At 67.2% G+C, this 23749-nt stretch carries 26 protein-coding genes; 16 read left to right on the forward strand and 10 right to left on the reverse strand.

Annotated elements, in window-relative coordinates:
• Positions 1 to 28: 28 nt before the first annotated feature.
• Positions 29 to 619 carry a GNAT family N-acetyltransferase gene (locus tag N825_RS02435; protein ID WP_037446635.1) on the forward strand — a complete coding sequence of 197 codons (591 nt, stop codon included), beginning with the start codon at positions 29 to 31 and terminating at the stop codon, positions 617 to 619.
• A 123-nt stretch (positions 620 to 742) separates the two neighbouring features.
• Here N825_RS02435 and argC read toward each other — a convergent pair whose 3' ends face one another.
• From argC to N825_RS02455, 4 genes are all read right to left on the reverse strand, one after another.
• Positions 743 to 1795: an N-acetyl-gamma-glutamyl-phosphate reductase gene (gene argC, locus N825_RS02440; protein ID WP_037446165.1), complete on the reverse strand. Its 1053-nt coding sequence runs from the start codon at positions 1793 to 1795 to the stop codon at positions 743 to 745.
• A gap of 132 nt (positions 1796 to 1927) precedes the next feature.
• Positions 1928 to 2428, reverse strand: coding sequence for a 30S ribosomal protein S9 (gene rpsI, locus N825_RS02445; protein ID WP_037446167.1), 501 nt, complete (start codon positions 2426 to 2428; stop codon positions 1928 to 1930).
• A 2-nt stretch (positions 2429 to 2430) separates the two neighbouring features.
• Positions 2431 to 2895, reverse strand: a complete 465-nt coding sequence (gene rplM / locus N825_RS02450) for a 50S ribosomal protein L13 (protein ID WP_037446169.1) — start codon at positions 2893 to 2895, stop codon at positions 2431 to 2433.
• Between the two features lie 240 nt (positions 2896 to 3135).
• Positions 3136 to 3594, reverse strand: coding sequence for a PaaI family thioesterase (locus N825_RS02455; protein ID WP_037446171.1), 459 nt, complete (start codon positions 3592 to 3594; stop codon positions 3136 to 3138).
• A 112-nt stretch (positions 3595 to 3706) separates the two neighbouring features.
• Here N825_RS02455 and N825_RS02460 point away from each other — a divergent pair, with 112 nt between their 5' ends.
• The 6 genes from N825_RS02460 to N825_RS02480 all read left to right on the forward strand — a co-directional run bounded on the left by N825_RS02460 (position 3707) and on the right by N825_RS02480 (position 10199).
• Positions 3707 to 4510, forward strand: a complete 804-nt coding sequence (locus N825_RS02460) for an enoyl-CoA hydratase (RefSeq protein WP_037446173.1) — start codon at positions 3707 to 3709, stop codon at positions 4508 to 4510.
• A 197-nt stretch (positions 4511 to 4707) separates the two neighbouring features.
• The gene (gene ccoG / locus N825_RS02465) at positions 4708 to 6159 is read left to right on the forward strand and encodes a cytochrome c oxidase accessory protein CcoG (RefSeq protein WP_037446175.1); all 1452 of its coding nucleotides are present in this window, start codon (positions 4708 to 4710) and stop codon (positions 6157 to 6159) included.
• A 46-nt stretch (positions 6160 to 6205) separates the two neighbouring features.
• Positions 6206 to 6769, forward strand: coding sequence for a FixH family protein (locus tag N825_RS02470; RefSeq protein WP_051511428.1), 564 nt, complete (start codon positions 6206 to 6208; stop codon positions 6767 to 6769).
• A 10-nt stretch (positions 6770 to 6779) separates the two neighbouring features.
• On the forward strand, positions 6780 to 9278 hold the full coding sequence (locus N825_RS02475; RefSeq protein ID WP_037446177.1) for a heavy metal translocating P-type ATPase: 2499 nt from the start codon (positions 6780 to 6782) through the stop codon (positions 9276 to 9278).
• Positions 9217 to 9360 carry a cbb3-type cytochrome oxidase assembly protein CcoS gene (gene ccoS, locus N825_RS40205; protein WP_245612984.1) on the forward strand — a complete coding sequence of 48 codons (144 nt, stop codon included), beginning with the start codon at positions 9217 to 9219 and terminating at the stop codon, positions 9358 to 9360. The genes N825_RS02475 and ccoS overlap by 62 nt, the downstream gene beginning before the upstream one ends.
• Before the next feature lie 101 nt (positions 9361 to 9461).
• Positions 9462 to 10199 carry a Crp/Fnr family transcriptional regulator gene (locus N825_RS02480; RefSeq protein ID WP_037446179.1) on the forward strand — a complete coding sequence of 246 codons (738 nt, stop codon included), beginning with the start codon at positions 9462 to 9464 and terminating at the stop codon, positions 10197 to 10199.
• A 631-nt stretch (positions 10200 to 10830) separates the two neighbouring features.
• On the opposite strand, the gene N825_RS02485 is transcribed toward N825_RS02480, so the two are convergent.
• Positions 10831 to 11772: a methyltransferase domain-containing protein gene (locus tag N825_RS02485; protein WP_037446181.1), complete on the reverse strand. Its 942-nt coding sequence runs from the start codon at positions 11770 to 11772 to the stop codon at positions 10831 to 10833.
• 112 nt (positions 11773 to 11884) lie between these two features.
• Between N825_RS02485 and N825_RS02490 the strand changes: the two genes are divergently transcribed.
• The 3 genes from N825_RS02490 to N825_RS02500 all read left to right on the forward strand — a co-directional run bounded on the left by N825_RS02490 (position 11885) and on the right by N825_RS02500 (position 13936).
• Positions 11885 to 12679, forward strand: coding sequence for a ComF family protein (locus N825_RS02490; RefSeq protein WP_245612976.1), 795 nt, complete (start codon positions 11885 to 11887; stop codon positions 12677 to 12679).
• A 97-nt stretch (positions 12680 to 12776) separates the two neighbouring features.
• Complete coding sequence (gene grxC / locus N825_RS02495; RefSeq protein WP_037446183.1) at positions 12777 to 13037, forward strand: glutaredoxin 3; 261 nt, start codon at positions 12777 to 12779, stop codon at positions 13035 to 13037.
• Positions 13037 to 13936: a carbon-nitrogen hydrolase family protein gene (locus tag N825_RS02500; protein WP_051511429.1), complete on the forward strand. Its 900-nt coding sequence runs from the start codon at positions 13037 to 13039 to the stop codon at positions 13934 to 13936. The genes grxC and N825_RS02500 overlap by 1 nt, the downstream gene beginning before the upstream one ends.
• Positions 13937 to 13947: 11 nt before the next feature.
• On the opposite strand, the gene N825_RS02505 is transcribed toward N825_RS02500, so the two are convergent.
• The 3 genes from N825_RS02505 to N825_RS02515 all read right to left on the reverse strand — a co-directional run bounded on the left by N825_RS02505 (position 13948) and on the right by N825_RS02515 (position 16775).
• Entirely contained in the window at positions 13948 to 14340 is a 393-nt protein-coding gene (locus tag N825_RS02505) for a response regulator (RefSeq protein ID WP_051511430.1), read from the reverse strand.
• Complete coding sequence (locus N825_RS02510; protein WP_037446185.1) at positions 14333 to 15994, reverse strand: PAS domain-containing sensor histidine kinase; 1662 nt, start codon at positions 15992 to 15994, stop codon at positions 14333 to 14335. The genes N825_RS02505 and N825_RS02510 overlap by 8 nt, the downstream gene beginning before the upstream one ends.
• A 166-nt stretch (positions 15995 to 16160) precedes the next feature.
• Positions 16161 to 16775, reverse strand: a complete 615-nt coding sequence (locus N825_RS02515) for a class I SAM-dependent methyltransferase (protein WP_037446646.1) — start codon at positions 16773 to 16775, stop codon at positions 16161 to 16163.
• 121 nt (positions 16776 to 16896) lie between these two features.
• On the opposite strand from N825_RS02515, the gene N825_RS02520 reads away from it, so the two are divergent.
• Positions 16897 to 17316, forward strand: coding sequence for a DUF1178 family protein (locus N825_RS02520; RefSeq protein WP_037446187.1), 420 nt, complete (start codon positions 16897 to 16899; stop codon positions 17314 to 17316).
• Between the two features lie 34 nt (positions 17317 to 17350).
• On the opposite strand, the gene N825_RS02525 is transcribed toward N825_RS02520, so the two are convergent.
• Positions 17351 to 18529, reverse strand: a complete 1179-nt coding sequence (locus N825_RS02525; RefSeq protein ID WP_037446189.1) for a DUF2336 domain-containing protein — start codon at positions 18527 to 18529, stop codon at positions 17351 to 17353.
• A 464-nt stretch (positions 18530 to 18993) separates the two neighbouring features.
• Between N825_RS02525 and N825_RS02530 the strand changes: the two genes are divergently transcribed.
• The 5 genes from N825_RS02530 to N825_RS02550 all read left to right on the forward strand — a co-directional run bounded on the left by N825_RS02530 (position 18994) and on the right by N825_RS02550 (position 22923).
• A complete protein-coding gene (locus N825_RS02530) occupies positions 18994 to 19200 on the forward strand; it encodes a hypothetical protein (protein WP_157618940.1) in 207 nt (68 codons plus the stop codon).
• 73 nt (positions 19201 to 19273) lie between these two features.
• Positions 19274 to 19855 carry an NUDIX hydrolase gene (locus N825_RS02535; RefSeq protein ID WP_037446194.1) on the forward strand — a complete coding sequence of 194 codons (582 nt, stop codon included), beginning with the start codon at positions 19274 to 19276 and terminating at the stop codon, positions 19853 to 19855.
• 122 nt (positions 19856 to 19977) lie between these two features.
• Positions 19978 to 21237, forward strand: a complete 1260-nt coding sequence (locus N825_RS02540; protein ID WP_037446196.1) for a DUF2336 domain-containing protein — start codon at positions 19978 to 19980, stop codon at positions 21235 to 21237.
• 174 nt (positions 21238 to 21411) lie between these two features.
• Complete coding sequence (locus N825_RS02545; RefSeq protein WP_037446198.1) at positions 21412 to 22200, forward strand: 5'-nucleotidase C-terminal domain-containing protein; 789 nt, start codon at positions 21412 to 21414, stop codon at positions 22198 to 22200.
• A 123-nt stretch (positions 22201 to 22323) separates the two neighbouring features.
• Positions 22324 to 22923 (forward strand): cytochrome c biogenesis CcdA family protein, encoded by a 600-nt coding sequence (locus tag N825_RS02550; RefSeq protein ID WP_483852540.1) that lies wholly within the window; start codon positions 22324 to 22326, stop codon positions 22921 to 22923.
• 294 nt (positions 22924 to 23217) lie between these two features.
• On the opposite strand, the gene N825_RS38635 is transcribed toward N825_RS02550, so the two are convergent.
• Positions 23218 to 23655 carry a hypothetical protein gene (locus N825_RS38635; protein ID WP_157618941.1) on the reverse strand — a complete coding sequence of 146 codons (438 nt, stop codon included), beginning with the start codon at positions 23653 to 23655 and terminating at the stop codon, positions 23218 to 23220.
• Positions 23656 to 23749: the final 94 nt, after the last annotated feature.

Consider the following 23749-nt stretch of genomic DNA (forward strand, 5'->3'; position numbering starts at 1 on the left):
AGAATCATCCGGGGGATGGCGCCAAGCCGTGATCGGATTACTGAGGAACGGTCTGATCAGTCCGCCGGCGGTCAGGCTGGACGGGCAAAGGGTGTCGATCCGTCCCCCGCTCGCGCGGGATTGGCAGGAGTGGGCCGATCTGCGTGAGCGCAGCCGCGCCTTCCTGACACCCTGGGAACCGACATGGCCGGCCGACGCCCTGGCCCGCACCGCCTATCTGCGCCGCCTGCGCCGCCAGATCATCGAGTGGCGCGATGACGAGGCCTATGGGTTCCTCGCGGTCGAACGGCGCACCGACCGGGTCGCAGGCGGCATTGGTCTCAGCAACATCCGGCGCGGCGTCGCCCAGACCGCGACGCTCGGCTACTGGGTCGGCGAAACCTATGCCCGGCGCGGCTACATGGGCGAGGCGACCCGCCTGACCCTCGACTTCGCCTTCGGCCAGCTTGGCCTCCACCGCATAGAGGCAGCCTGCCTGCCGACCAACGCGCCAAGCCGCGGCTTGCTGGAGAAGGTCGGATTCCAGTACGAAGGCTACGCCCGCGGCTATCTCCGCATCGACGGCGCTTGGCGCGACCACGTGCTCTACGCGATCCTACGCGAGGAATGGCGGGGCTGAGGCCGCTTAACGGGTCGGCCACGGGGGGGTCGGCCACGGGGGTCGGCCACGGGGGTCGGCCACGGGGGTCGGGCGCCGCTTCGCCCCACCCCGACCTCCAAGCCCCGAGCGCCCCAGACGACGCTATGGGAACAGCGGCGCCTGCTCCAACCCCATCGTCTCGATCAGTCCCAGCATCACGTTCATGTTCTGGATCGCTTGGCCGGAGGCGCCCTTGACCAGATTGTCGATCACCGACAGCACGATGGCGCGGCCCTTCAGCCGGTCCGGGAAGACCGAGATGTGGATCTGGTTCGATCCGCGCACGTGCTTGGTGTGCGGCACCACGCCGGCGCCCAGCACCTGGACAAAGGGTTCGTTCTCGAAACGGGCGGCCAGCGCGGCGCGCAGGTCGTCCGCCGTGTTGCCGCCGGCCAGCCTGACATAGGTCGTGACGAACTCGCCGCGGTTCATCGGGATCAGGTGCGGGGTGAAGGCCATCGTCACCGGCTTGCCGGCCGCCAAGCTCAGTTCCTGCTCCATCTCCGGCATGTGGCGATGGTGGCCGACGCCATAGGCGTGCATGCCCTCGCTGACCTCGCAGAACAGGTTCTGCTGCTTGGCGTCGCGCCCAGCTCCGCTGACGCCGGACTTGGCGTCGACGATGATGTCCTCGCTCTCGATCAACCCGTCCAGCAGCAGCGGCAGCAGCGGGATCAGCGTCGCGGTCGGGTAGCAGCCGGGATTGGCCACCAGCCGGGCGGCGCGGACACCCTGCCGGTTGAACTCGGTCAAGCCGTAGACCGCCTCGCGCTGAAGCTCGACCGCGCGGTGCTCATGGCCGTACCACTCGGCATAGGTCGCGGCGTCCGCCAGCCGGAAATCGGCCGACAGGTCGACGATCCGCAGGGTGTGGGGCAGGGCGGCGATGATCTCCTGCGTGGTGCCGTGGGGCAGGCCGCAGAAGACGAAATCGATCTCCGACCAGTCGACCTGGTCGACTTTGACCAGATCCGGCATCTTGAGATAGCCCAGATGCGGGAAGACGTCCGACAGCGGCTTGCCGGCCTGCCGTTCCGCCGTCAGCACGCGGAGATCCGCCGCGGGGTGGCGGGCCAGCATGCGGACCAGTTCGGCGCCGGTATAACCGCTGGCTCCCAGGATGGCGATACGGACCCGGTCGATTGTTTCGGGCATGGTACGAACTCCCAAACGCGAAGGACGGAGACGGAAGGACGATGGGGAACAGGATATGCATGAAAACGAACAGGGCGCCCCGATCGGGACGCCCTGCCGCAGTATAACCGAAAATGCGAGCCTTGGTGCCGATCAGCGCTTCGAGAACTGGAAGCTACGGCGGGCCTTGGCGCGGCCATACTTCTTACGCTCGACGACGCGGGCGTCGCGGGTCAGGAAGCCGGCGGCCTTCAAGGGCGACCGGAGGGCCGGCTCGTAGTAGGTCAGCGCCTTGGAGATGCCGTGACGGACGGCACCGGCCTGACCGGACAAGCCGCCGCCGGCGACGGTGCACATCACGTCGTACTGGTCGATGCGGGCGACGATCTCGAACGGCTGGTTCAGCAGCATGCGCAGCACGGGACGGGCGAAATAGACGCCGATGTCGCGGCCGTTGACGACGACCTTGCCGCTACCCGGCTTGATCCAGACGCGGGCGACCGCGTTCTTGCGCTTGCCGGTGGCATAGGCCCGGCCCTGCGCGTCGATCTTCGGCTCGGGAGCCGCCGCTTCGGCGGAAACAGCCGTGACCGAGGAGGAGGCGCCGCCGGTCAGGTTCTTCAGATCGGCAAGGGTGGTGGTGACCTGCGCCATGGTTATGCGATCCTCTTGTTCTTCGGGTTCATGGCGCCGACGTCCAGCACCTCCGGCTGCTGGGCTTCATGCGGATGGGCGCCGCCACCATAGACCTTCAGGTTGCCCATCTGCTTGCGGCCCAGCGGACCGCGCGGAACCATGCGCTCGACGGCCTTGATGACCACCCGCTCCGGATACTTGCCATCCAGGATCTGTCCCTTGGAACGGCCCTTGATGCCGCCGGGATAGCCGGTGTGCCAGTAGAACATGTCGTCATTGCGCTTGTTGCCGGTCAGGCGGACCTTCTCGGCGTTGATGACGATGATGTTGTCGCCACAATCCACGTGCGGGGTGTAGAACGGCTTATGCTTGCCGCGCAGGATGTTCGCGATGATGCTGGCCATACGGCCAAGTACGAGGCCTTCCGCGTCGATGATGAACCACTTCTTCTCGACTTCGGACGGCTTCAGGGACAGGGTCTTCATTGCCACTCTCTCAAGAAATACCGGTTACGGCATGAGAGCGGGACTCCCGTGCCGAAGTTGGCCGGTGTTCTACGGGGGCGAGTGCTGGGAGTCAACCGCAAAAGCGTCGTGATAGCAGTGATTTAGCGCTGCGGTATCATGATACCGCGACAGTTAACCCCTTGTGGGAAAACGGAAATTTCCAATGGTTTCACGCACGGGTATCCGGATACCGCGATTTCGTTCCCGTTCATGGCGGGATCAGGCCAGCATCGTCACCGGCTTCCGGTCGGGCGGGATGCTGTAGGTGCCGGTCACATGGGCGACCGGATCATCCTCGCCCTCGGAATAGAGCAGGATGTCGCCATAGGCCAGCCGCTTGCCCAGCTTGAGCACCCGCGCCTCCGCGATCACGGCGCGCTGTCCGGGCCTGCGCAGGAAGTTGATCGTCATGCTGGTTGTGACCGCCAGTTCGACCCGGCCGATCAGGCTGAGCACAGCGCCGTAGAGCGCCACGTCGGCCAGTCCGAACAATGCTGGCCCCGTGACGGTGCCGCCGGGCCGCACGAAATCCTCGCGGTATGGCATCCGCAGCCGGATCGTTCCGGCGCCGACACTTTCCACCACGACGCCATAGCTGCCGACCAGCGGCACGCCCTCGCGGATCAAGGTCTCCAGTTCCGCCGCCGCGATCGCCGAGTCACTCTCCAATGGACCCATGGTCGTTCCCCATCGTCATGTCTTTGTTCAAAGGCCGGGCTTGAATCCTGGTGTCGCATGGTTTCCCATGCGCGTCACGCTCAATGGATAACGACACCGGGAGAACGCCATCATGACAGCCCAGCCCACCGGAACCACCGCCGAGCCGATCCTGCTGCGCGAGGTCGCCGACGGCGTGGTGACGCTGACGCTGAACCGGCCGGCGGCGCGCAACGCGCTCTCCATGGAGCTGATGACCCTGCTGACCGAGGAACTCGAGGACATCGGCGCCGATCCCGCCATCAAGGTGGTGGTGCTGGCCGGCGCCGGCCCGGCGTTCTGCGCCGGGCACGACCTCAAGGAGATCCGCGCCAATCCCGGACAGGAGATCTACCAAGCGCTGTTCCGGCAATGCTCCCGCCTGATGCTGACGATCACCCGCCTGCGCCAGCCGGTGATCGCCCGCGTCCATGGCATCGCCACGGCGGCTGGATGCCAGCTGGTCGCGACCTGCGACCTCGCGATCGCGGCGGACAACACCCGCTTCGCGACGCCGGGGGTCAACATCGGCTTGTTCTGTTCGACGCCGATGGTGGCCTTGTCGCGCGCCGTCGGGCGCAAGCACGCGATGGAGATGCTGCTGACCGGCGACATGATCGGCGGCGGTGACGCCGTTATGTTCGGGCTGGTCAATCAGATCGTCCCGGAGGCCGATCTGGACGCGACCGTCCTTGGTCTCGCCACCCAGATCGCGTCCAAGTCGCCGCTGACCCTGGCGATCGGCAAGGAGGCCTTTTACCGCCAGCTGGAGATGACCCTGGACGACGCCTACGCCTATGCCAGCGACGTCATGACCAGGAACATGCTGGCCCGTGACGCGGAGGAGGGCATCGACGCCTTTCTGGCGAAGCGCCCGCCGGTGTGGGAAGGCAGGTAGGCTTCAAAGGGGGAGTGGGTCGATTCCGGAGGGGGTGGTGGGCCGAGGCGCCCACATCTCCCTGAGAGCTACGGAATATCCCCGCCGGGCTTTGATGTATCGCAATGCCGAGGGGGGCGGGGGCGGCGCAGAGTGCCGATGTCATCCGCGGCCCCCGCGCCGGCGGAGATGATTACGCAGACCCCGAGGCATACGGAATGAGCACGACGACCCAAACCCACGGCACCGCGGAGGAGCAGGCTCCCAAGTCGCTCTTCAAGGAGCGTGAGAAAGTCTATCCCCGATCGGTCACCGGCAAGTTCCGAAACCTCAAATGGGCGGCCGTCGTCGTCCTGCTCGGCATCTACTACATCGTCCCTTGGATCCGGTGGGACCGGGGACCGACCGCGCCGGACCAAGCGGTCCTGGTCGACATGAGCGGCCCACGCCTGTACTTCTTCTTCATCGAGATTTGGCCGCAGGAGATCTATTACCTGACCGGCCTGCTGATCATGGCCGCCGTTGGGCTGTTCCTGGCGACATCGCTGGCGGGCCGGATCTGGTGCGGTTACGCCTGCCCCCAGACCGTCTGGACCGACCTGTACATGTGGGTCGAGCGCAAGATCGAGGGCGACCGGTCGGAGCGCATCCGCCTGGACAAGGCGCCCTGGACCGGACAGAAGCTGCTCAAGAAGGTCTCCAAGCACTCGGCTTGGCTGGTCATCGCCTTCCTGACCGGCGGCGCCTGGGCGATGTACTTCACCGACGCGCCGACCCTGGTCTCCAGCCTCCTGCGGCTCGACCTCGACAGCCAGTCGCTGTTCTTCATCAGCTTCCTGACCGGCAGCACCTATCTGCTGGGCGGCTGGGCGCGGGAGCAGGTCTGCACCTATATGTGCCCGTGGCCGCGCTTCCAAAGCGCCATGATCGACGAGGACAGCCTGATCGTCACCTACGAGGGCTGGCGGGGCGAGCCGCGGGGCGCCAAGCGCAAGGACCAGTCCTGGGAGGGCCGGGGCGACTGCATCGACTGCAAGGCCTGCGTCCATGTCTGCCCGACCGGCATCGACATCCGCGACGGCCTGCAGATGGAGTGCATCGGCTGCGGCCTGTGCGTCGACGCCTGCAACGATATCATGGCGAAGATCGACCGTCCGCTGAACCTCGTCACCTTCGACACCCACAACAATCAGGTCGCCCGCTCCTGCGGCGAGAAGACCAGGGTCAAGCTGATCCGGCCGCGCACCATCATCTACGGCCTGATCATCGTGGTGCTGATGGGATTGATGGCGGCCGGCCTGATCTTCCGTCCCCAGCTGGACATCAGCGTGCTGCGCGACCGGGCGCCGCTGTTCGTCGCCTTGTCGGATGGCGACATCCGGAACGGCTATACCTTCAAGATCTCCAACATGACGCGTTACGCCAAGGACTACAGCCTCCAATTGACGGGAGTGCCTGACGCCACGCTGTCGGTGATCGGCCAGGAGGAACGGCTCGAGCGGATCGAATTGACCGCCAAGCCCGACACGGTGGCGACCTACCGCATCTATGTCAGGACCCATCCGGACGCGCTCAAGGCGACGTCAACCCCGGTCACCTTCACGCTGACCGACAAGCGGACCTCGGACAAGGCGAACTACAACTCCGTCTTCATCGGGCCGGACAAGTGACCGGCCAATCCCCGGCACCCGATCGGCAAACCGTCACAAGGACGCCATGAGCACCGTGACCAACCTAGACCAGCGACATGCCCAAACCCTCGGCGCCGCGACCGGATCTTCGCCCCAGCGGGCCCCCGAGCGGAAGCGGGCGCCGGGATGGTGGTATCCCTGGATCTTCGTCGCGTTCTTCCTCGTCACCGTCGGCGTCAACGGCACCATGGCGTATTTCGCCATGTCGACCTGGACGGGGCTGGAGACGCAGCATTATTGGCAACGCGGCACCGCCTACAACGTCGCGATCGAGGGCGCCCGCCATCAGAGGGAGCGCGGCTGGAAGGTGGGTATCGACTTCCAGGCCACGACGCTCGCCGACGCCGGTGTCACCGTCGAACTCCGCGACCGCGAAGGCACGGCCCTGACCGGCGCGCATGTGACCGCCGAATTGGTCCGGCCCACCAGCGAGGGGCACGACTTCACGGTCGATCTGACCCATCTGGGGCAGGGCCGCTACACCGCGTCCTTCGCGCTGCCGCTGCCCGGGCAATGGGATCTCCGGATCACCGCCGACCACCCCAAGGGAGACTATCAGGAAGTCCGGCGCGTCGTGGTCAAGGGGTGACATCCTCGACATGAGCAACGATACCGTTTGCCTTCACTGTGGCCAACAATTGGGCGGTCAGGATCCGGCTGGCCAAGAGATCCCAAGCGGGGACGGCCGCTTCTGCTGTTCCGGATGCGAGGCCGCCCACGCCCTGATCCAGGGCCTCGGGCTCGACGGCTACTACGCCCGCCGCCGCATCGATCCCGACGCGCGGCCGCCCCGTCCCGACGAGGATCTGGCCCGCGCCGATTTTTCGGCCCACGCCGTGACCGACGCCGAAGGGCGGACCAGCCTGCACCTGATGGTCGATGGCCTGCACTGCGCCGCCTGCGTCTGGCTGATCGAAACGGTGCTGCGCCGCCAGCCCGGTGTGATCCGCGCCCGGCTCAACATGACCACGCGCCGCCTGACCGTCACCTGGGACGCGGCATTGGCCGACGCCTCCACCGTGGCTGGCGCCGTCACCAAGCTGGGCTACCGGCTGGTGCCGTTCGATCCCGCCAAGCTGGAGGCGGGCGACATTGGACGGGAGCGCGAGCTGCTGCGCGCCTTGGGCGTCTCGGGCTTCGCCGCCGCCAATGTCATGCTGCTGTCGGTCGCGATATGGGCGGGTCACAACCAGGGCATGGGACCGGCGACCCGCGACCTGATGCATTGGGTCTCCGCCCTGATCGCCATGCCCGCGATCCTCTACGCCGCCCGGCCGTTCCTGAAGTCGGCCTGGACGGCGCTATCGGCCCGGCGCACCAACATGGACGTGCCGATCTCGATCGGCGTGACGCTGGCGACCGGCATGAGCTTGGTCGAGACGATCCGGGGGGCCGAGAACGCCTACTTCGACAGCGCGGTCACGCTGCTGTTCTTCCTGCTGATCGGGCGCTATCTCGACCTGCGCGCGCGGGGCCGGGCGCGTTCCGCCGCCGAACACCTGCTGTCGCTGGGAGCGTCCGCGATCACCGTGCTCGACGCCAGCGGGGCTCCCAGCGTCGTCCGGCCGGAACGGGTCGCCACCGGAATGACCGTGCTGGTCGCCGCCGGGGAACGCATTCCGGTCGACGGCCGAGTCACGGAAGGCGTTTCCGACATCGACACCGGCCTGATCACCGGCGAGAGCGTGCCCGGCGCCGCCCGGCCGGGCGATCAGGTCTTCGCCGGAACCCTCAATCTGACCGCTCCGCTGCGCCTGACCGTCACCGCCGTCGGCGAGGGCACCCTGCTCGCCGAGATCGTCCGGCTGATGGAGGTCTCCGAGCAGGGCAGGGCGCGCCACGTGGCCCTGGCCGACCGGGTGTCGCGGGCCTACGCTCCGGTGGTCCACCTGACCGCGCTGGCGACTTTCCTGGGCTGGGTCCTGATCGGCGGCAGCGCGTGGCAGCCGGCGCTGCTCAACGCCATCGCCGTGCTGATCATCACATGCCCTTGCGCGCTGGCGCTGGCGGTTCCCGTCGTCCAGGTGATCGCCAGCGGCCGGCTGATGCGCCAGGGTATCCTGCTGAAATCCGCCACCGCGCTGGAGCGGCTGACCACCGTCGATACCGTCGTGTTCGACAAGACCGGCACCCTGACGGAGGGCAGGCCGGAATTGAACCGATCGTCCGTCCTGCCGGCCGAGCGGTTGCGGCTCGCCGCCTCGCTGGCCGGCGCCAGCCGCCACCCGCTGGCGCGCGCCCTGTGCCGCGCCGTGCCGGGAGTGCCGGTCGCGGAGGCAGTGCGCGAGTTCCCCGGCGCCGGCCTCGCTCTGGATGGTCCCGACGGGGAGGTCCGGCTGGGCAGCCGGCGCTTCACCGGCGTGCCGGATACCAAGTCGGATGTGGCCGACGAGTCGTCGGGCGATCCCGAGATGTGGCTGGTCCAACCCGGTCTCGAACCCCTCCAACTCACTTTCGGCGACACCTTGCGGTCGGACGCCGCCGCCGTCGTGTCGGCGCTGCTCAGGGACGGCAAGCGGGTACTGCTGCTGTCCGGCGACCGGCGGCCCGTCGTGGCGTCCTGCGCCGCCCGGCTCGGCATCGCGGAATGGCGCGCGGCGCAGTCTCCGGCCGACAAGGCCGCGTGCCTGGGCGACCTCGCCCGGTCCGGCGTCACAGTGCTGATGGTCGGCGACGGGCTCAACGACGCGCCAGCACTGTCGGCGGCCCATGTCTCGATGTCGCCGGCGACGGCGGTCGATGTCAGCCAGACCGCCGCCGACGTCGTCTTCCAAGGCCGCAAGCTGACGCCGATCCTGGAGGCGCTGGACGTGGCGCGCCGGTCGGATCGGCTGGTTCGCCAGAACTTCGCCATCACTTTCCTGTATAACCTGCTGACGATCCCGGTCGCGGTCGCCGGATTGGTCACTCCCCTGATCGCGGCGCTGGCGATGTCGTCGTCGTCGCTCATCGTCATCATCAACGCCCTCCGTCTCGCCCGGCGGGCCAATCCGGTGCAAGCCCATGGACGTGCTGATCTATCTCATTCCGCTGGCGGTGGGATTGGGACTGCTGGGGCTGCTGGGCTTCCTGTGGTGCCTGAAATCCGGTCAGTTTGACGATCTCGACGGCGCCGCGAACCGCATCCTGTTCGATGACGACGAGGAGGCGACAGCCCGTCCGCGAAACGATCAAAAATAAGTTTTATCGTGGCGGTTATAATCGTGCGTGTTGCAATCTTGCGAAAAATCCAATTTATAACCAGAATGGGATCGTGAATCAGAAGGACGGGGGGAACTCGGATGCCTCCATTCGACATGGGCAGGGTGCGGGACAAGAGTTCCGCCGTGGACACGACGCCCTGCGGCGCCTGCCCGGTTCGGACGCTGACGGTCTGCGCCGCGCTCGAAGCGGACGAGGTCCGCCGGCTCGCCGACATCGTCCAGATGCAACGGATCGAAGCCAACCAGACGATCTTCGCGGAGGGTGACCAGGCCGACGCGCTGTTCAACGTCACCTCCGGGACGGTCAAGCTCTACAAGCTGCTTCCCGATGGACGTCGGCAGATCACCGGCTTCCTGGTGACCGGCGATTTCCTCGGCCTCGCCATGAACGAGAGCTACGCCTATTCGGCGGAAACCGTGACGCCGACCTCGCTCTGTCGCTTTCCCCGCCGCAGGATGGAAGCCCTGCTCGACGAGTTCCCCAAGATGCAGCGGCGCCTGTTCTCGATGGCGTCGAACGAGCTGGCGGCGGCGCAGGACCAGATGCTGCTGCTGGGCCGCAAGACGGCGCGGGAGAAGATCTGTTCGTTCCTGCTGATGCTGTCGCAGCGCCAGTCGCGCCGCGGCCACAAGGAAAACCCAGTCCACGTGCCGATGAGCCGCGCCGATATCGCCGACTATCTGGGCCTGACGACCGAAACCGTCAGCCGCACCTTCACCCAGCTCAAAACCTCGCAGGCGATCTCCCTCCAGGAGGGTAACCGCATCCAGATCGCCGACATGGATGGCATCTACGACATGGCCGAAGGCGTCTGAACCGACTGCATCCGCCTGATACGGTCACGTCCCATAACCGCTGACTTAGGGTCCCCAACTCCCGTTTACGTCATACCCGGATCAAGTCCCATAGAGGCTAATTCAAGACCCAAGCTTTCCGTTCCGTCATGCCCGGACTTGATCCCATCAGCGCCAACCTAAGAAGGTCGATGGGCTCACTCAGGGCATCGATCCTCTCATCTCGTCATACCCGGACTTGATCCGGGTATCTGTATTCGGGAGACCAAGTGGCGGAATATAGGCGCCCGGTTGATTTCACCACATTGGTTTCATCCGACAGATACCCGGATCAAGTCCCATAAGCGCTAACTTTGGGTGAGTCGTGGCCCGACTCAGGGCATCAATCCTCCCCTCGCGTCATACCCGGACTTGATCCGGGTATCTGTTGTCGGGAAATTGGATGGTGAATATATTCTTCGGATTGATGCCAACACATCGGTTTCAGCCGACAGATACCCGGATCAAGTCCGGGTATGACGAAAAGGGGAGGGAGGATCCTTAAGGTAGCGCTTATGGGATCAAGTCCGGGTATGACGGAAAGGGAGGGTTTATTCTCTAAGTCAAACCTCGGCTCATCTTAAATTAGCGCTCATGCGGTCACGTCCCAGGGTTACCGCCCCGCCTTGTCCCCGGCTGATTTCTCCTCCGTCCTCAGCGCGTCGGCCAGCCGGGCCTGCGCGGTGCCGGGCCGCAGCGGCTTCTGCTGGCTCTCGTGCGGCGCCCAGCCGGCCAGATAGAGCACCTGGAAGGTCGCGGCCACGCGCCCGTCGGGTTCCGAATAAAGCTCGGCGTAGCGCCGCGCCGCGTCGATCAGCAGGGCGCGCGGAGTCGGCTGCCTGCGGCGGTTCAGCCCGGCGTTCGTCTCACCCATGCCGCGCAAGTCGGCCATCAGCTTGAAGGCGCTGTCGTAGGTCACGGTCAGCGTGTCGCTGTCCACCACCGGCAGCGAGAATCCGGCGCGCTGGAGCAGCCCGCCGGCATCCTTGACCTCCGCGAAGGGTGAGATCCGGGCGCTGACGCCGCCGGTCAGGTCCATCTCCGCCTCCATCAGGCAGCGCCGCAGCTCGAACAGGGTTTCGCCGCCCAGCATCGCGCCGATGAACATGCCATCCGGCTTCAGCGCGCGGCGCAGCTGGAGCAGGGCGCCCGGCAGGTCGTTGACCCAATGGAGGCTGAGATTGCTGATCGCGAGATCGAAGCTGTGGTCGGCGAAGGGCAGCAACTCCTCGTCGCCCGCGACCCGGAGCCCGCCGGCTCCCGCCAGCATCGCCGGCGACAGGTCGCACTGGACCAGCGTCTCGATTCCCTTCCGGCCCAGCCCCTCGCGACCAGCCCCCTCACGGCCAACCAGGACTCGCCCGAGTTCCCCCGTGTGGCAACCCAGATCCAGCGCCACGGGAAACTCGCGGACGACATCGTCCAGCCGGTCCGCCAAGCGGTCCGCGACCTCCTCGAACAGGAAATTGAAACCGGCGAAGCCGGCGGCGGCGCGGTCCCGGTGGCGGCGCACCGCCCTCCGGTCGAACACGGTCATGATGTCGCTGTCGTCCATGGTTCCTATATAGCCGCACCCTCACGTGGGGCAACATGGCGGATGGCGCCAAGGGATGGGGTGCGGCATTGGGTGCCTTGCCGGGGCCGGCGCGCGGGTGCGATCGTTCGAGATGAAATGGACGCTTTCAACCCCATCCGTCGTCTCCAGGTTCGCCCCCACCCTGGGATCCTTCGCGCGCGCGGCGCTCGACGTGGTGCTGCCGCCGCGCTGCCTGTCCTGCGCCGAGTCGGTCGATCGCCAGGGCACGCTCTGCACGCGCTGCTGGAGCGGCCTCACCTTCCTGGCGCCACCCTGGTGCGCCTGCTGCGGCGAGCCGTTCGAGGGGGTCGTCGGCACCGATCCCTCCGACGACTCGATCTGCGCCCGCTGCGCCGGCTCATCTCCGCCCTATGCCCGCGCCCGCTCGGCGCTCAGCTATGACGATGGCAGCCGGGGCATGATCGTGGGATTCAAGCACGCCGACCAAACCTACGCCGCCTCGGCGTTCGGCGGCTGGCTGGTCCGCGCCGGGGCCGAACTGCTGACGCCCGGCGTGATCGTGGCTCCCGTGCCGCTGCACCGCTGGAAGCTGTTCAGCCGCCGCTACAACCAGGCGGCCCTGCTGGCCCAGGATGTGGGCCGGCGCGCCGGCCTGCCCGTGCTCCAGGGCCTGCTGGTGCGCCATCGGCGGACGACGCCGCAGGGCGCCTATGGCAGGGCCGGTAGGCAACGCAACATCCGGGGCGCCTTCCATGTCCGGCCGGCGCTGGTCGAGCGCATCCGGGGACAGCCGGTGGTGCTGATCGACGACGTGCTGACGACGGGGGCGACGGTCGCGGAATGCGCCCGGGTCCTGCTGCGCGCGGGTGCCGGCCGGGTCGATGTCCTGACCGTGGCGCGCGTGATTCGGGCGGGCGCTCCCTAGCGAAAACGGCCGCATCGGCCATATAAGCGATCATACCATCGGGTAATCAATCCAGCACGCCAATCCAGCGCACAGCGCGAGAACGGAGCCGAAGTCCATGGCCGAAGTCATCATCTACACCACTCCCTGGTGCCCCTACTGCTCGAGGGCCAAGAAGCTGCTCACCGACAAGGGAGTCCAGTTCGAGGAGATCGACGTGATGATGCACCCCCGCAAGCGGGTCGAGATGACGCAGTTGGCCGAGGGCCGCACCAGCGTTCCGCAGATCTTCATCGACGGCAAGCCGGTCGGCGGCAGCGACGACATCCACGCCCTCGACCGCGCCGGCAAGCTCGACGCCATGCTGGGTCTGGCGTGATGACCGAGGCCCCGACCGCTCCAACGCCCGTCAGCCCATTCCCCGTCGGCTCGCTCACCGTCGCCTGTGTCCAGGTCAACGCCGGACCCGACATCGAGCCGAACCTGCCGATCGTCGGCGACCTGATCCAGCGGGCGCGCGACGCCGGGGCCGATCTCATCACGACACCGGAGAACGTCAGCATGATGGTGCTGGGCCGTCCGCGCGTCATGCGGCGCGCCCAGCCGGAAGCGGACCATCCGGCGGTCCCCTTCTTCAGGGACATGGCGCGGAAAACCGGGGCTTGGCTGCTGGCGGGTTCGCTCGCGGTCAAGCTCGACGAGGACCGGCTGGCGAACCGCAGCCTGCTGTTTTCGCCCGACGGCGGGATCGCCGGGCGCTACGACAAGATCCACATGTTCGACGTCGACCTGGCGCGCGGCGAGAGCTATCGCGAGTCGGCGACGTTCCGGCCGGGCGACCGGGCCGTCATGGCGAGGACGCCTTGGGGCGGCGTCGGCATGACCGTCTGCTACGACCTGCGGTTCGGCCATCTCCACCGCATGCTGGCCCAGGCCGGCGCGTCGATCCTGACGGTGCCGTCGGCCTTCACGGTGCCGACCGGCAAGGCGCACTGGCACGTGCTGCTGCGCGCCCGCGCGATCGAGACGGGCTGTTTCGTGGTGGCGCCGGCCCAGTGCGGCACCCATGACGGCGGCCGCACGACCTATGGCCACTCCCTGATCGTCAGCCCGTGGGGTGAGATCCTGGCCGACGCCGGCGAGGAGCCGGGTTTCGTCACGGCCCGCCTCGACCTGGAGGAGGTCGCCAAGGCCCGCGCGCAGGTCCCGTCGCTGAAGCACGACCGGGTGATCAAGGAGCCCGACCTCAGCCCCGAACCGCGGCCCGTGCCCGCCTGACCCCCGCCTCCCTAACCCGTGAAGCCCTGGATGGTGGCGAGCAGCCGGTCGACCTCGATCGGCTTCCGCATCACCACCACCCGATCGCCCAGCGGTATCGCGGCCTCCTCCTCCGGTGACATGTAGCCGGTCATGATGATGATTGCCGGAATGGTCTCCAGGGCGCGTAGCCCGCTGATCAGGCCGTGGCCATCGGCGCGGGGCATGCGCAGGTCGGTCACCACCACATCCGCCGGATCGCGCCGGTGGATCTCCAGGGCCTGGTTGCCATCGCCGGCGGTGCTGACGCGATAGCCCTTGCGGCTCAGGAACCGCTCCAGGGCCATCACCGCGATGGCCTCGTCGTCCGCGACCAGGATGTGACCCGGAATGTGGCTGGGGATATTGTTTCCGGACTCAGGCATCGCCGTTCCCAGGGGGCGGCCAGTCTGGGAACGATTGGCCTCGGGTCGGCAGCGATATGGTGAAACGGGCCCCCTGGTCAAGGTTTTCCGCGGTGATCCTGCCACCCATGGCGCCGATCAGGCTGACGCAGATCGACAAACCCAGGCCAAGGCCCTTGGACGCCTCCTTGGTGGTGACGAAGGGGTCGAAGATCCGCTCGGCCATTCCGGGCGGCAGGCCGGTGCCGTCGTCGCTGATGATGACGCTGAGCCGGCCGGCGGCCGGATCCTCCGTGACGGCGGCGTGGATCGCGCCGCCGCCGAAGCTGGGATCGACCGCGCGGCGGGCGGTGATCGCATCGTGGGCGTTGCTCAACAGATTGACCACCACCTGTTCCAGCCGCCCCGGCCTGCCCATCACGGTCGAGGCCGTGGCCGGCGCGTCGAGGGTCAGTTGGATGCCCTCGGAGCCGTAGTGGCGCTCCAGCAGGGCGACGGCGCCCCGGACCGGCTGGATCGGATCGAACGGCACGACCTCCGGGCTGTCGCGCCGGCTGAACGAGCGCATCTGGTCGACGATCTCGCCCATGCGCGACGCCTGGGTCCCGATCAGGTCCAGGCCGTCCTTGAGATAGCGCGGATCGGCCTCGGCGCCTTCCTCCTCCATCATCAGGCAGCAGTCGTCGGCGGTGATCTTGATGATGTTCAAGGGCTGGCTCATCTCGTGGGCGATGCCGGCCGCCATGGTGCCGAGCGTCGCCAGCTTGGACGCCTGGGCCAACTCCTCCTGCAGGGCGCGGTGGTCGGTCATGTCGCGGGAGGTCCCCAGCAGCTTGGTCGGATTGCCGTCGGAATCGAGCACGGGCGCCAGGTTGGTCTGCCAGACCCGCCGACCGGCCGGCAGGTCCAGCGTCTCCTCGTATTGGATCGGCCGCCGGGCGTCGCGGCAGGCGCGGTAGCGCTCGACCAGATGATCGGCCAGATCGGGCGGGAAAAGCTCGTGCGGTGTCTTGCCGGCGATCTCCGACGACTCCAGCCCGGTCTGCCGCTCATGGCTGGGGTTCAGCGCCTCGAAGCGGAACTCGTCCGGGCCGTCGATCCGGACCACGAACAGGCCCTCGGCCAGATGGTGGAAGATGCTGGAGTAATGCAGCTCGCTGGCGCGCAGCCGTCGGTTGGCGTCGGACAGTTCGGTGGCCCGCCGCTCCAACTCGTCGTTCATGCGGCGGATCTCCAGCTCGGCGCGCTGGCGCTCCAGGATCTGCTGGTGCAGACGCCCGTTGGCCTCCCGCAGCTGGGCCGGGCTGGGCAGGGCCAGCGCCTGCGGGATCAGCGGCCATAGGACGACGGCGGTCATCACCGAGATCGCGGCGGTGAACGCCTTGACGGCGCCCTGGGCCACGTAATCGGGATACCACAGCGTCCACGCGCCCATGAAGTGCGTCACCCCACAGGCCAGGATGAAGGCACAGAACATCAGGAAGAGCCATTTGTACGCCAGATCCTGACGCCGCCAGACGAAATAGAGCAAGCCGATTGGGATGGAGCAATACGAGGCGCCGATCAGCAGGTCCGACAGCAGGTGCGTCCAGATCAGTTCGGGCCGCCATGTCAGACATAGTCCATGGGGCAGGAAGTCACCGGGCACGATGAGGGCTTGAAAGAAAGTTTCCATTCAATGTCCAGGCGGCGAAAGCGTCATGCGGGTAACGGGTACGTGGGAAACTCAGGTCAAGGCATCGCGAGGCGTCATTCCACTCAAGTAATCGTAAACCAGCACCGCAACGGTGTCTCGCTCCATCATCTGTGAGGGGTAATCGTTTCGCTTACGAAATGCACGCTCATTTGGTGTGGTTCGGGATTGGATCTGGCAGGGCGTGGGGCAGCGCGCTGGCGACGGCGCAGAGCCGCTGGACCACGGCGGGCTTGGGCTGGTCGACGACACCCTGCTCGAAGGCGACGACCTGGAGCCGGCCGACCACGCGGTCGAGCAACTCGCCCTGTTCCAGCAGGAAGGCCGGCGAGGATGGCTTGCCGAAACGCTCGTTGCCCCAGGCGAAGGTCTCGTAGATCAGCACGCCGCCCGGTTCCAGGAGGTCCAGCAGCGCCGGGAACAGCGGGCGGTGCAGGTAGTTGGTCACGACGACGCCGGCGAACAGCCGGTCGGGTTCCAGCGGCCAGGGGTTGCCGTCCTGCAGGTCCGCCTCGATCAGTTCGATACCGGAACCGTCCGGCCGGGATGAACCGGCCAAGTCGGCGACGCCGGCCAGATCGCGGTCGATCGCGGTGACCGGGTGTCCCAGGCCGGCGAACAGCCGCGTGTGCCGTCCGCCGCCGCAGGCGACGTCGAGCACCCGACCTTCGGGCGGCACCAGTCCCGCGAAGCGGGTGACCCAGGCGGACGGCGTGGACGCCGAGGGGACGGCGGTAACCGGGGATGGTGATTTGGTTGTCATGGCATGCTCCGCTTGCGCTTTCATCTTGGCCTAACCAATTCGTGCATATATGACAGGCTGCGTCGATGAATGAACCGATGGCGGTGTCGCCGTCCCCTTGGAGCGGAACGAGTAGCGATCGATGATCCTGTTCGATCTCAAATGCCGAACCGGTCACGTCTTCGAGGCGTGGTTCCGGAACGGCGACGCCTATGAGGCCCAGGCGTCGGCGCGGGAGATCGCCTGCCCGATCTGCGGCGACGTGGAGATCGTCAAGGCTCCGATGGCTCCCAGGATCGCCAAATCGCGATCGGACGCTGGTGACCCGGCGGCCAAGCATAAGGCCGAGATGCTGCGGGAATTGAAGGACCTGCGCCGCAAGGTCGAGGAGAACTGCGACTATGTCGGCGACCGCTTCGCCGAGGAGGCGCGGCGGATCCACTACGGCGAGGTCGAGAAGCGCGGGATCTACGGCGAGGCGACGGAAGCCGAGTCGTCGGAGTTGAAGGAGGAGGGCATCACCTTCGACCGCATCCCCTGGGTGCCCTCGACGAACTCCTGACCCTCCGGGTATCGCAGGCGGCCGTGCCGCGCCGTCAGGCGTCGGGACGCTCGCGGCGGCGCTGGGGCATCAGATGGATCCCGGTCGCGTTCTGGCGCCATCCCTGGAGGATCGGCAAGGCCGATTCCGGCGTCACGCGGTCGTAGAGGGCCAGCACCCGCGACAGCTCGCGGGGATCGACGATCTGCTCCCCCGGCCGCGCCGCCCGGCTCAGCAGGAAGATCGAGGCGAAGAAGCCCTTGTCGATCCGCAGCGCCCGGCAAGCCAGCGTCAGCGCCTCGCCACCGGTCTCCGCTATCAACTGGTGCATGGATTCGGGACTCAGCCCGGCGATCCGGCCGAACAGGGCCTTGAACAGGTCGATCTGGCCCAGGCGCAGCGTCTGGATCAGCAGTTGCGGCGTGATGGCGCCCGCCTCGGCCATACGTTCGACCGTTTCCAGCTGGTCGGCGGTCAGGCTGGTGCGGCCCCGGGTTCCGTCGATCAGATCCTGGACGGTGGCTTGGAGGGCGGCGTCGAGCTGCGTCTTCGAGATCTTGAAACGGTCGAGGATGGTCCGGCGCAGTTCTTGCGAGACCAGCCAGTAGATCCGGGTCGCCAGCTCGGGCGTCAGTTCCGGCCGGCCCAGCAGGGGCTGGCGCAACGGCGGCACGCGTCGGGCCACGCTGGTCAGGCGGATCATCGCCTTGCCCGACAGGCTGGCGTTCAGGTTGCCCAGCAGCGTCTCCGCCACCCGCATGTTGCCGGTTTCGATCAGGGCGTCGCAGACCGGAGGGTTGACCCTGGACCGGCTGGCGATCAGGAGTTGATGGGCCTCGGCGTGGGCCTGGACGACGGCGATCAGGTCCTCGTCCTCCAGCACCTCGCTGCGGAGCAGGATGGGACCGGCGATCTCGACCTGATCGTTGGCCAGCATCACGATCAGGTCGCGCGGCGCCCCGGGGTGGGAGGCCAGCCGTTCCGACAGGGCGCGGCGCACGTCCATCTCGGCGTCGCGCAGCACCTGCCGCAGGATGTCGACCACGATGTCGCGCTCACGATCGGTCAGATCATGTTCCGAGAAATAAAAGTCCCCGACCTTGTCGGCCAGGGCCCGCCGTCCGGTCTGACTGCGATCCCGCGCCATATCGAACAGATCGGCCAGATGCGCCATCGTACCGCCGCCCGTTTCCGCTCCAAACCCTCGCGCCACCTCGCCTCCGGTCATCGCCATCCCCCCCTGACGCCGCGCTGGCGGCTCGCTTGGAACTGGGGAGGCAAGGCCTTGGCCTTGGTCTCGGTCGGTAAGCGCTTGATGATCACTGCCACACACTTCATCGTCGCGACCCTTCTGGTCGGCCGGTCCTGCGATTGCGGCCGCGTTCCCGCGGACTTCGCAGCTTGTGGAGCATGCGTAATCTTCCTTATCAAAGTGTTAATCACAAAAACCGGGCATGCCGAGGAATGCCAGCGCGATCGCATCTCGTCGTATTTTATATGCTTTGCTCGGATCCGCCGCGGCGCTGGAGAATTAGGGCCGAACGATGCTCGGATCGCCGATGGGCCATGATGCCGCCATCGCATGGCTATGGCATTGTCTCTCATGTTCAGGGTATAGTTCTCCCGGTATACCTCTCATTCGTGGCGGGCTGGCGACCGCGAGCCTTCCAGCGGCCACAGCAGGTCGAGGACTCCATCATGCAAGTGCAAGCATCGGGCGTCGGTCCAGCCTCCGGCTACGCGAGCCAGGCCCAGGCGACCGCGACCCGCCCCCAAGCGACACCGGACGAACAGCAAAGTGGCGGCGCTCCGACCGGCGGCGTCGCGGCGGGCGCCGGGCCGGAGAACAACCCGGTCACGGACCCGAGCGCGACGCGCGGCCGCATCGTCAACATCTCCGTCTGATCGAATAGGCTGTCCGATCAGACGGCGGCGCGTTCCGCTTGCCGACCCGGGCGGCCCGCGGCACAGTACCGCGATGACCACCGATTCCTCTCAGAGCGACCGCAACTCGGACCACGCCAAGCCAAGAGGCCCAACGGTCCGGATGATCCCCGAGGGCGACGACCGCGATCGTCTGGTCTGTCCGGACTGCGGCTTCATCAACTATGAGAACCCGAAGATCGTGGTGGGATCGGTCGCCTCCTGGGAGGACCGCATCCTGCTGTGCCGCAGGGCGATCGAGCCGGCGCTCGGATTGTGGACCCTGCCGGCCGGGTATATGGAGTTGAACGAGACGACGGCCCAGGGCGCCGCCCGCGAGGCGTGGGAGGAGGCGCGGGCACGGATCGAGATCGACTGCCTGCTGGCGGTTTACGAGATCCCGCGCATCAGCCAGGTCCAGCTGATCTACCGCGCCCGCCTGCGCTCGCCCGATGTGTCGCCCGGTCCGGAGAGCCTGGAGGTGGGCTTGTTCCGCTGGGATGAGATCCCGTGGGACCGGATCGCCTTCCCGACGGTGCGCTGGGCGCTGGACGAGTTCGACGGCCGGCGCCGCGAGCACGAGTTCAGCCCCGCCACCAATCCCGAACCGGAACCGCCGCCTCCCGTGGGGCTCTGACGGTTTCCTGTCCACCGGCCGATAATTCACCTTCTGGAAACCCTGTTGGCGGATAAAGGAAGGGTCGAGCAAGCCCGGGTGACGGTGTGACACCCGCGCGACCGCCAGCCCAGGACCGATCCGTGCCGAACCCAGAGAGCACATCCCCGCCCGCCAGCCCGCCCGCCAGCCCCATCGACTACGAGACCTCGAAGCTGATGGCCCGGAGCGAGGACACCGCCACGCGCGCGAGTGTGGCTGCGCGCGTCGATGTCCGGCCCGAGCTGCTCTACTATCTGGCGATCGACCCGGAGGTCGAGGTTCGCCGCGAGGTCGCCGCCAATCCCTCGGCGCCGATCCAGGCCAGCGCCGTGCTGGCCCGCGACAGCGACGAGAGCGTGCGCCGCCTGCTGGCCGGCAAGCTGGCCCGGCTGCTGCCCGACCTGTCGCGCGAAGCCCAAGGCCAGCTGTTCCAGCTGACGGTCCGCACATTGGAGCAACTGGCGCGCGATCAGGCCGGTGGCGTCCGGCAGGCGCTGGCGACCAGCCTCAAGGATATCGCCTGCGCGCCGCCCGACCTGTGCCTCCACTTGGCGCGGGACATCGAACGGGAGGTCGCGGAGCCGATCCTGCACTATTGCGCGACCCTGACCGACAAGGACCTGCTGAGCATCATCGCCAGCCAGCCGAAGAATTGGGTGCTGAGCGCCATCGCCCGGCGCGACGGCGTTTCCCCGACCGTGTCCGAGGCCCTGTACGAGGCCGGCGACGTCGACGCCTCGACGGCGCTGCTCGACAACCATGGCGCCGTGATCCCCGAGGGAGCGCTGGCGGGCATGGTGGAGGAGTCGGTCGACCGGCCCAGCTGGCGGGAGCCGCTGGCCAAGCGGCCGAAGCTGCCGGGGCGGCTCGCGGTCCGGCTGGCCGAGTTCGTCGACCAGCACGTGCTGACCATCCTCCGCCAGCGCCGCGACCTGGATGCCGACACCGCCGCCGAGGTGGTCAGCGTCGCCCGCCGCCGGATCGACTACCTGGACCAGAGGACCGACGGCGAGACACCGGAACAGCGCGCCCGCCGGCTGTTCGCCATCGGCCAGCTCGACGAGAGCGCCATCAGCGACGCGCTGTCGTGGAACGACCTGGTGTTCGTCAAGTTGGGCTTGGCGTTGATGGGCGGCGTCGCGCCGGCCCTGGTCGAGGACATCATCGAGGCGCGCAGCCCCAAGGGCATCACGGCGCTGGCGTGGCGCGCCGGCCTCAGCATGCGCTGCGCGATGCAGCTCCAGTCGCGCGCCGGCAACATCCCACCCCGCATGCTGCTGAACGCCCGCAACGGCTTCGACTATCCCCTGAGCGCGGTCGAGATGAACTGGCAGCTGGAGTTCTATGGCGTCGGGACTTAGGCGGGTCTTACGCGGAACGCCGATCCCCCGCTCGTTTCCTCACGAAGAAATTGATCTGGGTCATTTCTTCGGCGGTTTGGCGCGTCTTGGTACATTCGAAATCCATTATATAAAAGTCCTCTGATATAAATGGCGGCATGGAAGAACGAACCGGAAGAGGGAGGTTCCAGGAAAATGCCCGTCAGGCCCACTCTTCCAAGCCGCAGTCTGGCTCCAGCCCTCCTGCTCGCGGCGGCGCTCTGGTCGGCGCCGGCTTGGGCGGAGTTCGAGACCGAACTGCTGGCTGTCTTTTGCGCGGCATGCCATGGAACCGACGGCAACAGCATCGGCGTCGCGACCCCGACGATCGCCAGCCTGTCCCCTGAATATCTCGTCGACAGCATGATCGCCTACAAGACGAAGACGCGGCGCTCGACCGTCATGGGCCGCATCGCCAAGGGCTACAGCGACGCCGACATCGACAAGCTGCTGATCTGCCAAGCCCTGATGGAGGGGCGGGAGGCGGAGATCTCGTTGTCGCCGGGGTTCCGCTGGGGCGCCACGCTGCTGCCGGGTCAGGACATCACGATGGACGATGTCTACAATCAGACGGCGATCACCTACCCGGCGGCCTACCATATGGCCATGACCGGCGTGCGGATTCGGGACATCCTGGAGGATGTCGCCGACAACCTGTTCAATCCCAACCCCTATTACCAGCAAGGCGGTGACATGGTGCCGGTCGGCGGGCTTGGCTACGCGATCGACGTCTCCAAGCCCATGGGTCAGCGGATCGGCGCCATGACCCTGCTCCGCACGGGCAAGGCGATCGACGCGTCGGCCAGCTACGCTGTGGCCGGCTGGGCCTCGGTCAACGAGGGCACCGAAGGGCCGCCGGTGTTCGATCTGGTGCGAAGCTTCATCGAGCGCCGGCAGGTCGTCAACATACCCGAGAACGAGACGGTCAAGGTCAGCGGCCTCTAGCATCCGGCGCCACCGGGATGGTGCCCGAGATCACATGGGCCGGCGCGCTGGTCGCCGGCCTATCTCTGCTTCCTGGGCGGCGTCTCGCTGGACGAACTGACCGGCGCCAAGGCCGACCGGCGCGTGTTCGCGGCGGCGCTGGCGTTCGTGCTGGGCTTCGCGACCGTCTTCGTGGCGCTGGGGGCCTCTGCCTCCGGCCTGGGACGCCTGCTGGCCGATAACCTGGAGGCGCTGACGCGGGTCGCCGGCGTCCTGATCATCCTCCTGGGGCTGCACTGCGCTGGCGTTTTCCGCGTCGCGGCGCTCCAGCGCGACCTGCGGTTCCATTTCGGGGCGACGACCGGGCAGGGCAGCCGAAGCGCGCCGCAGCGGCTCGGCGGCGCCTACCTGATCGAGCTCGCCTTCGCCCTGGGCTGGACACCCTGCGTCGGCCCCGTGCTGGCCGCCATCCTGTTCGTGGCCGGTGGCGAAGGCGATCCCGCGCGGGGTGCGGCACTGCTCGCGGTCTACGCGGCCGGCATCGGCATCCCCTTCCTCGCGGCGGCCCTGGCGGTCCGGCCGTTCCTCCGCCTTGCCAAAAGACTGCGCCGGCGGATGCCGGTGATCGAAGCCGTGATCGGCGCGTCGCTGATCGGCACCGGCGCGCTGATGCTGTCGGGCTCGCTGTCCAGGGTCGCCGGATGGCTGCTCGACACCCTGCCGGCGCTGGGCCGGATCGGCTGATCCTGGCGCGCCGGGGGGCTTGGCCCCACCATCCCGGCACCGTCCCCCACCCTGACGCCGCAACTCAGCCGCCATCGCGATGATTTCCGGCTTGGGCGCTCCGGTGGCACAAAGTTGCCGCGAGGGGGCGTGAAACTATACCAATCTGTCCAAAACCTCCCTTCGATGGCAGACTTTAAGGCACTGCGTCAATCTGCCGCCGCACTCACGCCACAACCTGGCTGAGGCCCAATCCCGGTACTCGGCGCCCCTCGTCAACCTCTCCGGCGGAGTTCCCGACGAGTGCCGCGCCGATCACATGCCGGGGCGTGGCACCTCGTCGACCGGACGCCGGACCGGTACGTTCTCCTGGAACTGGACAACCGGGGTGGTCATCACGTCGAGACAACGCTGACGGGCGGCGGTTTGATCGGCGGTCGGCGAGTTGTTTTGGAAGGGACGTTCGAACCAGGCGCCGGCCTGATCCCAATCGGCGATGGAAACCCGCATCATGGTCGTCAGGGACCTGCATTCGAAGGTTTCCGCCGCGTCGGAGCCCTGTTCCACCGAGGTGAACGCGGGCGGCGTCGGCTGCGCCCTTTCCCGGGTGCGTTCCGGCGGCTCCTGGTTGACGGGGACGGCAACCCCCCGGGCACCAGGGACCTGGTTTGGCGATGCTACCTGGGCGTGTGCCGAAAACGAGGCGGCCAACAGGGCCGCCGCACCGCACAAGGCGGCTGTCCGGTTCAACATGAGCGCTCTCCTCTGCCAAATTTGGTATTACCATCCAAACGTTAAGCGGGCCGCTCCGGTTCCCGAAGCGCGATTACGGGGAGGGTTGACAGGA

The sequence above is a fragment of the Skermanella stibiiresistens SB22 genome (assembly GCF_000576635.1).
Classification (GTDB): Bacteria; Pseudomonadota; Alphaproteobacteria; order Azospirillales; family Azospirillaceae; genus Skermanella; species Skermanella stibiiresistens.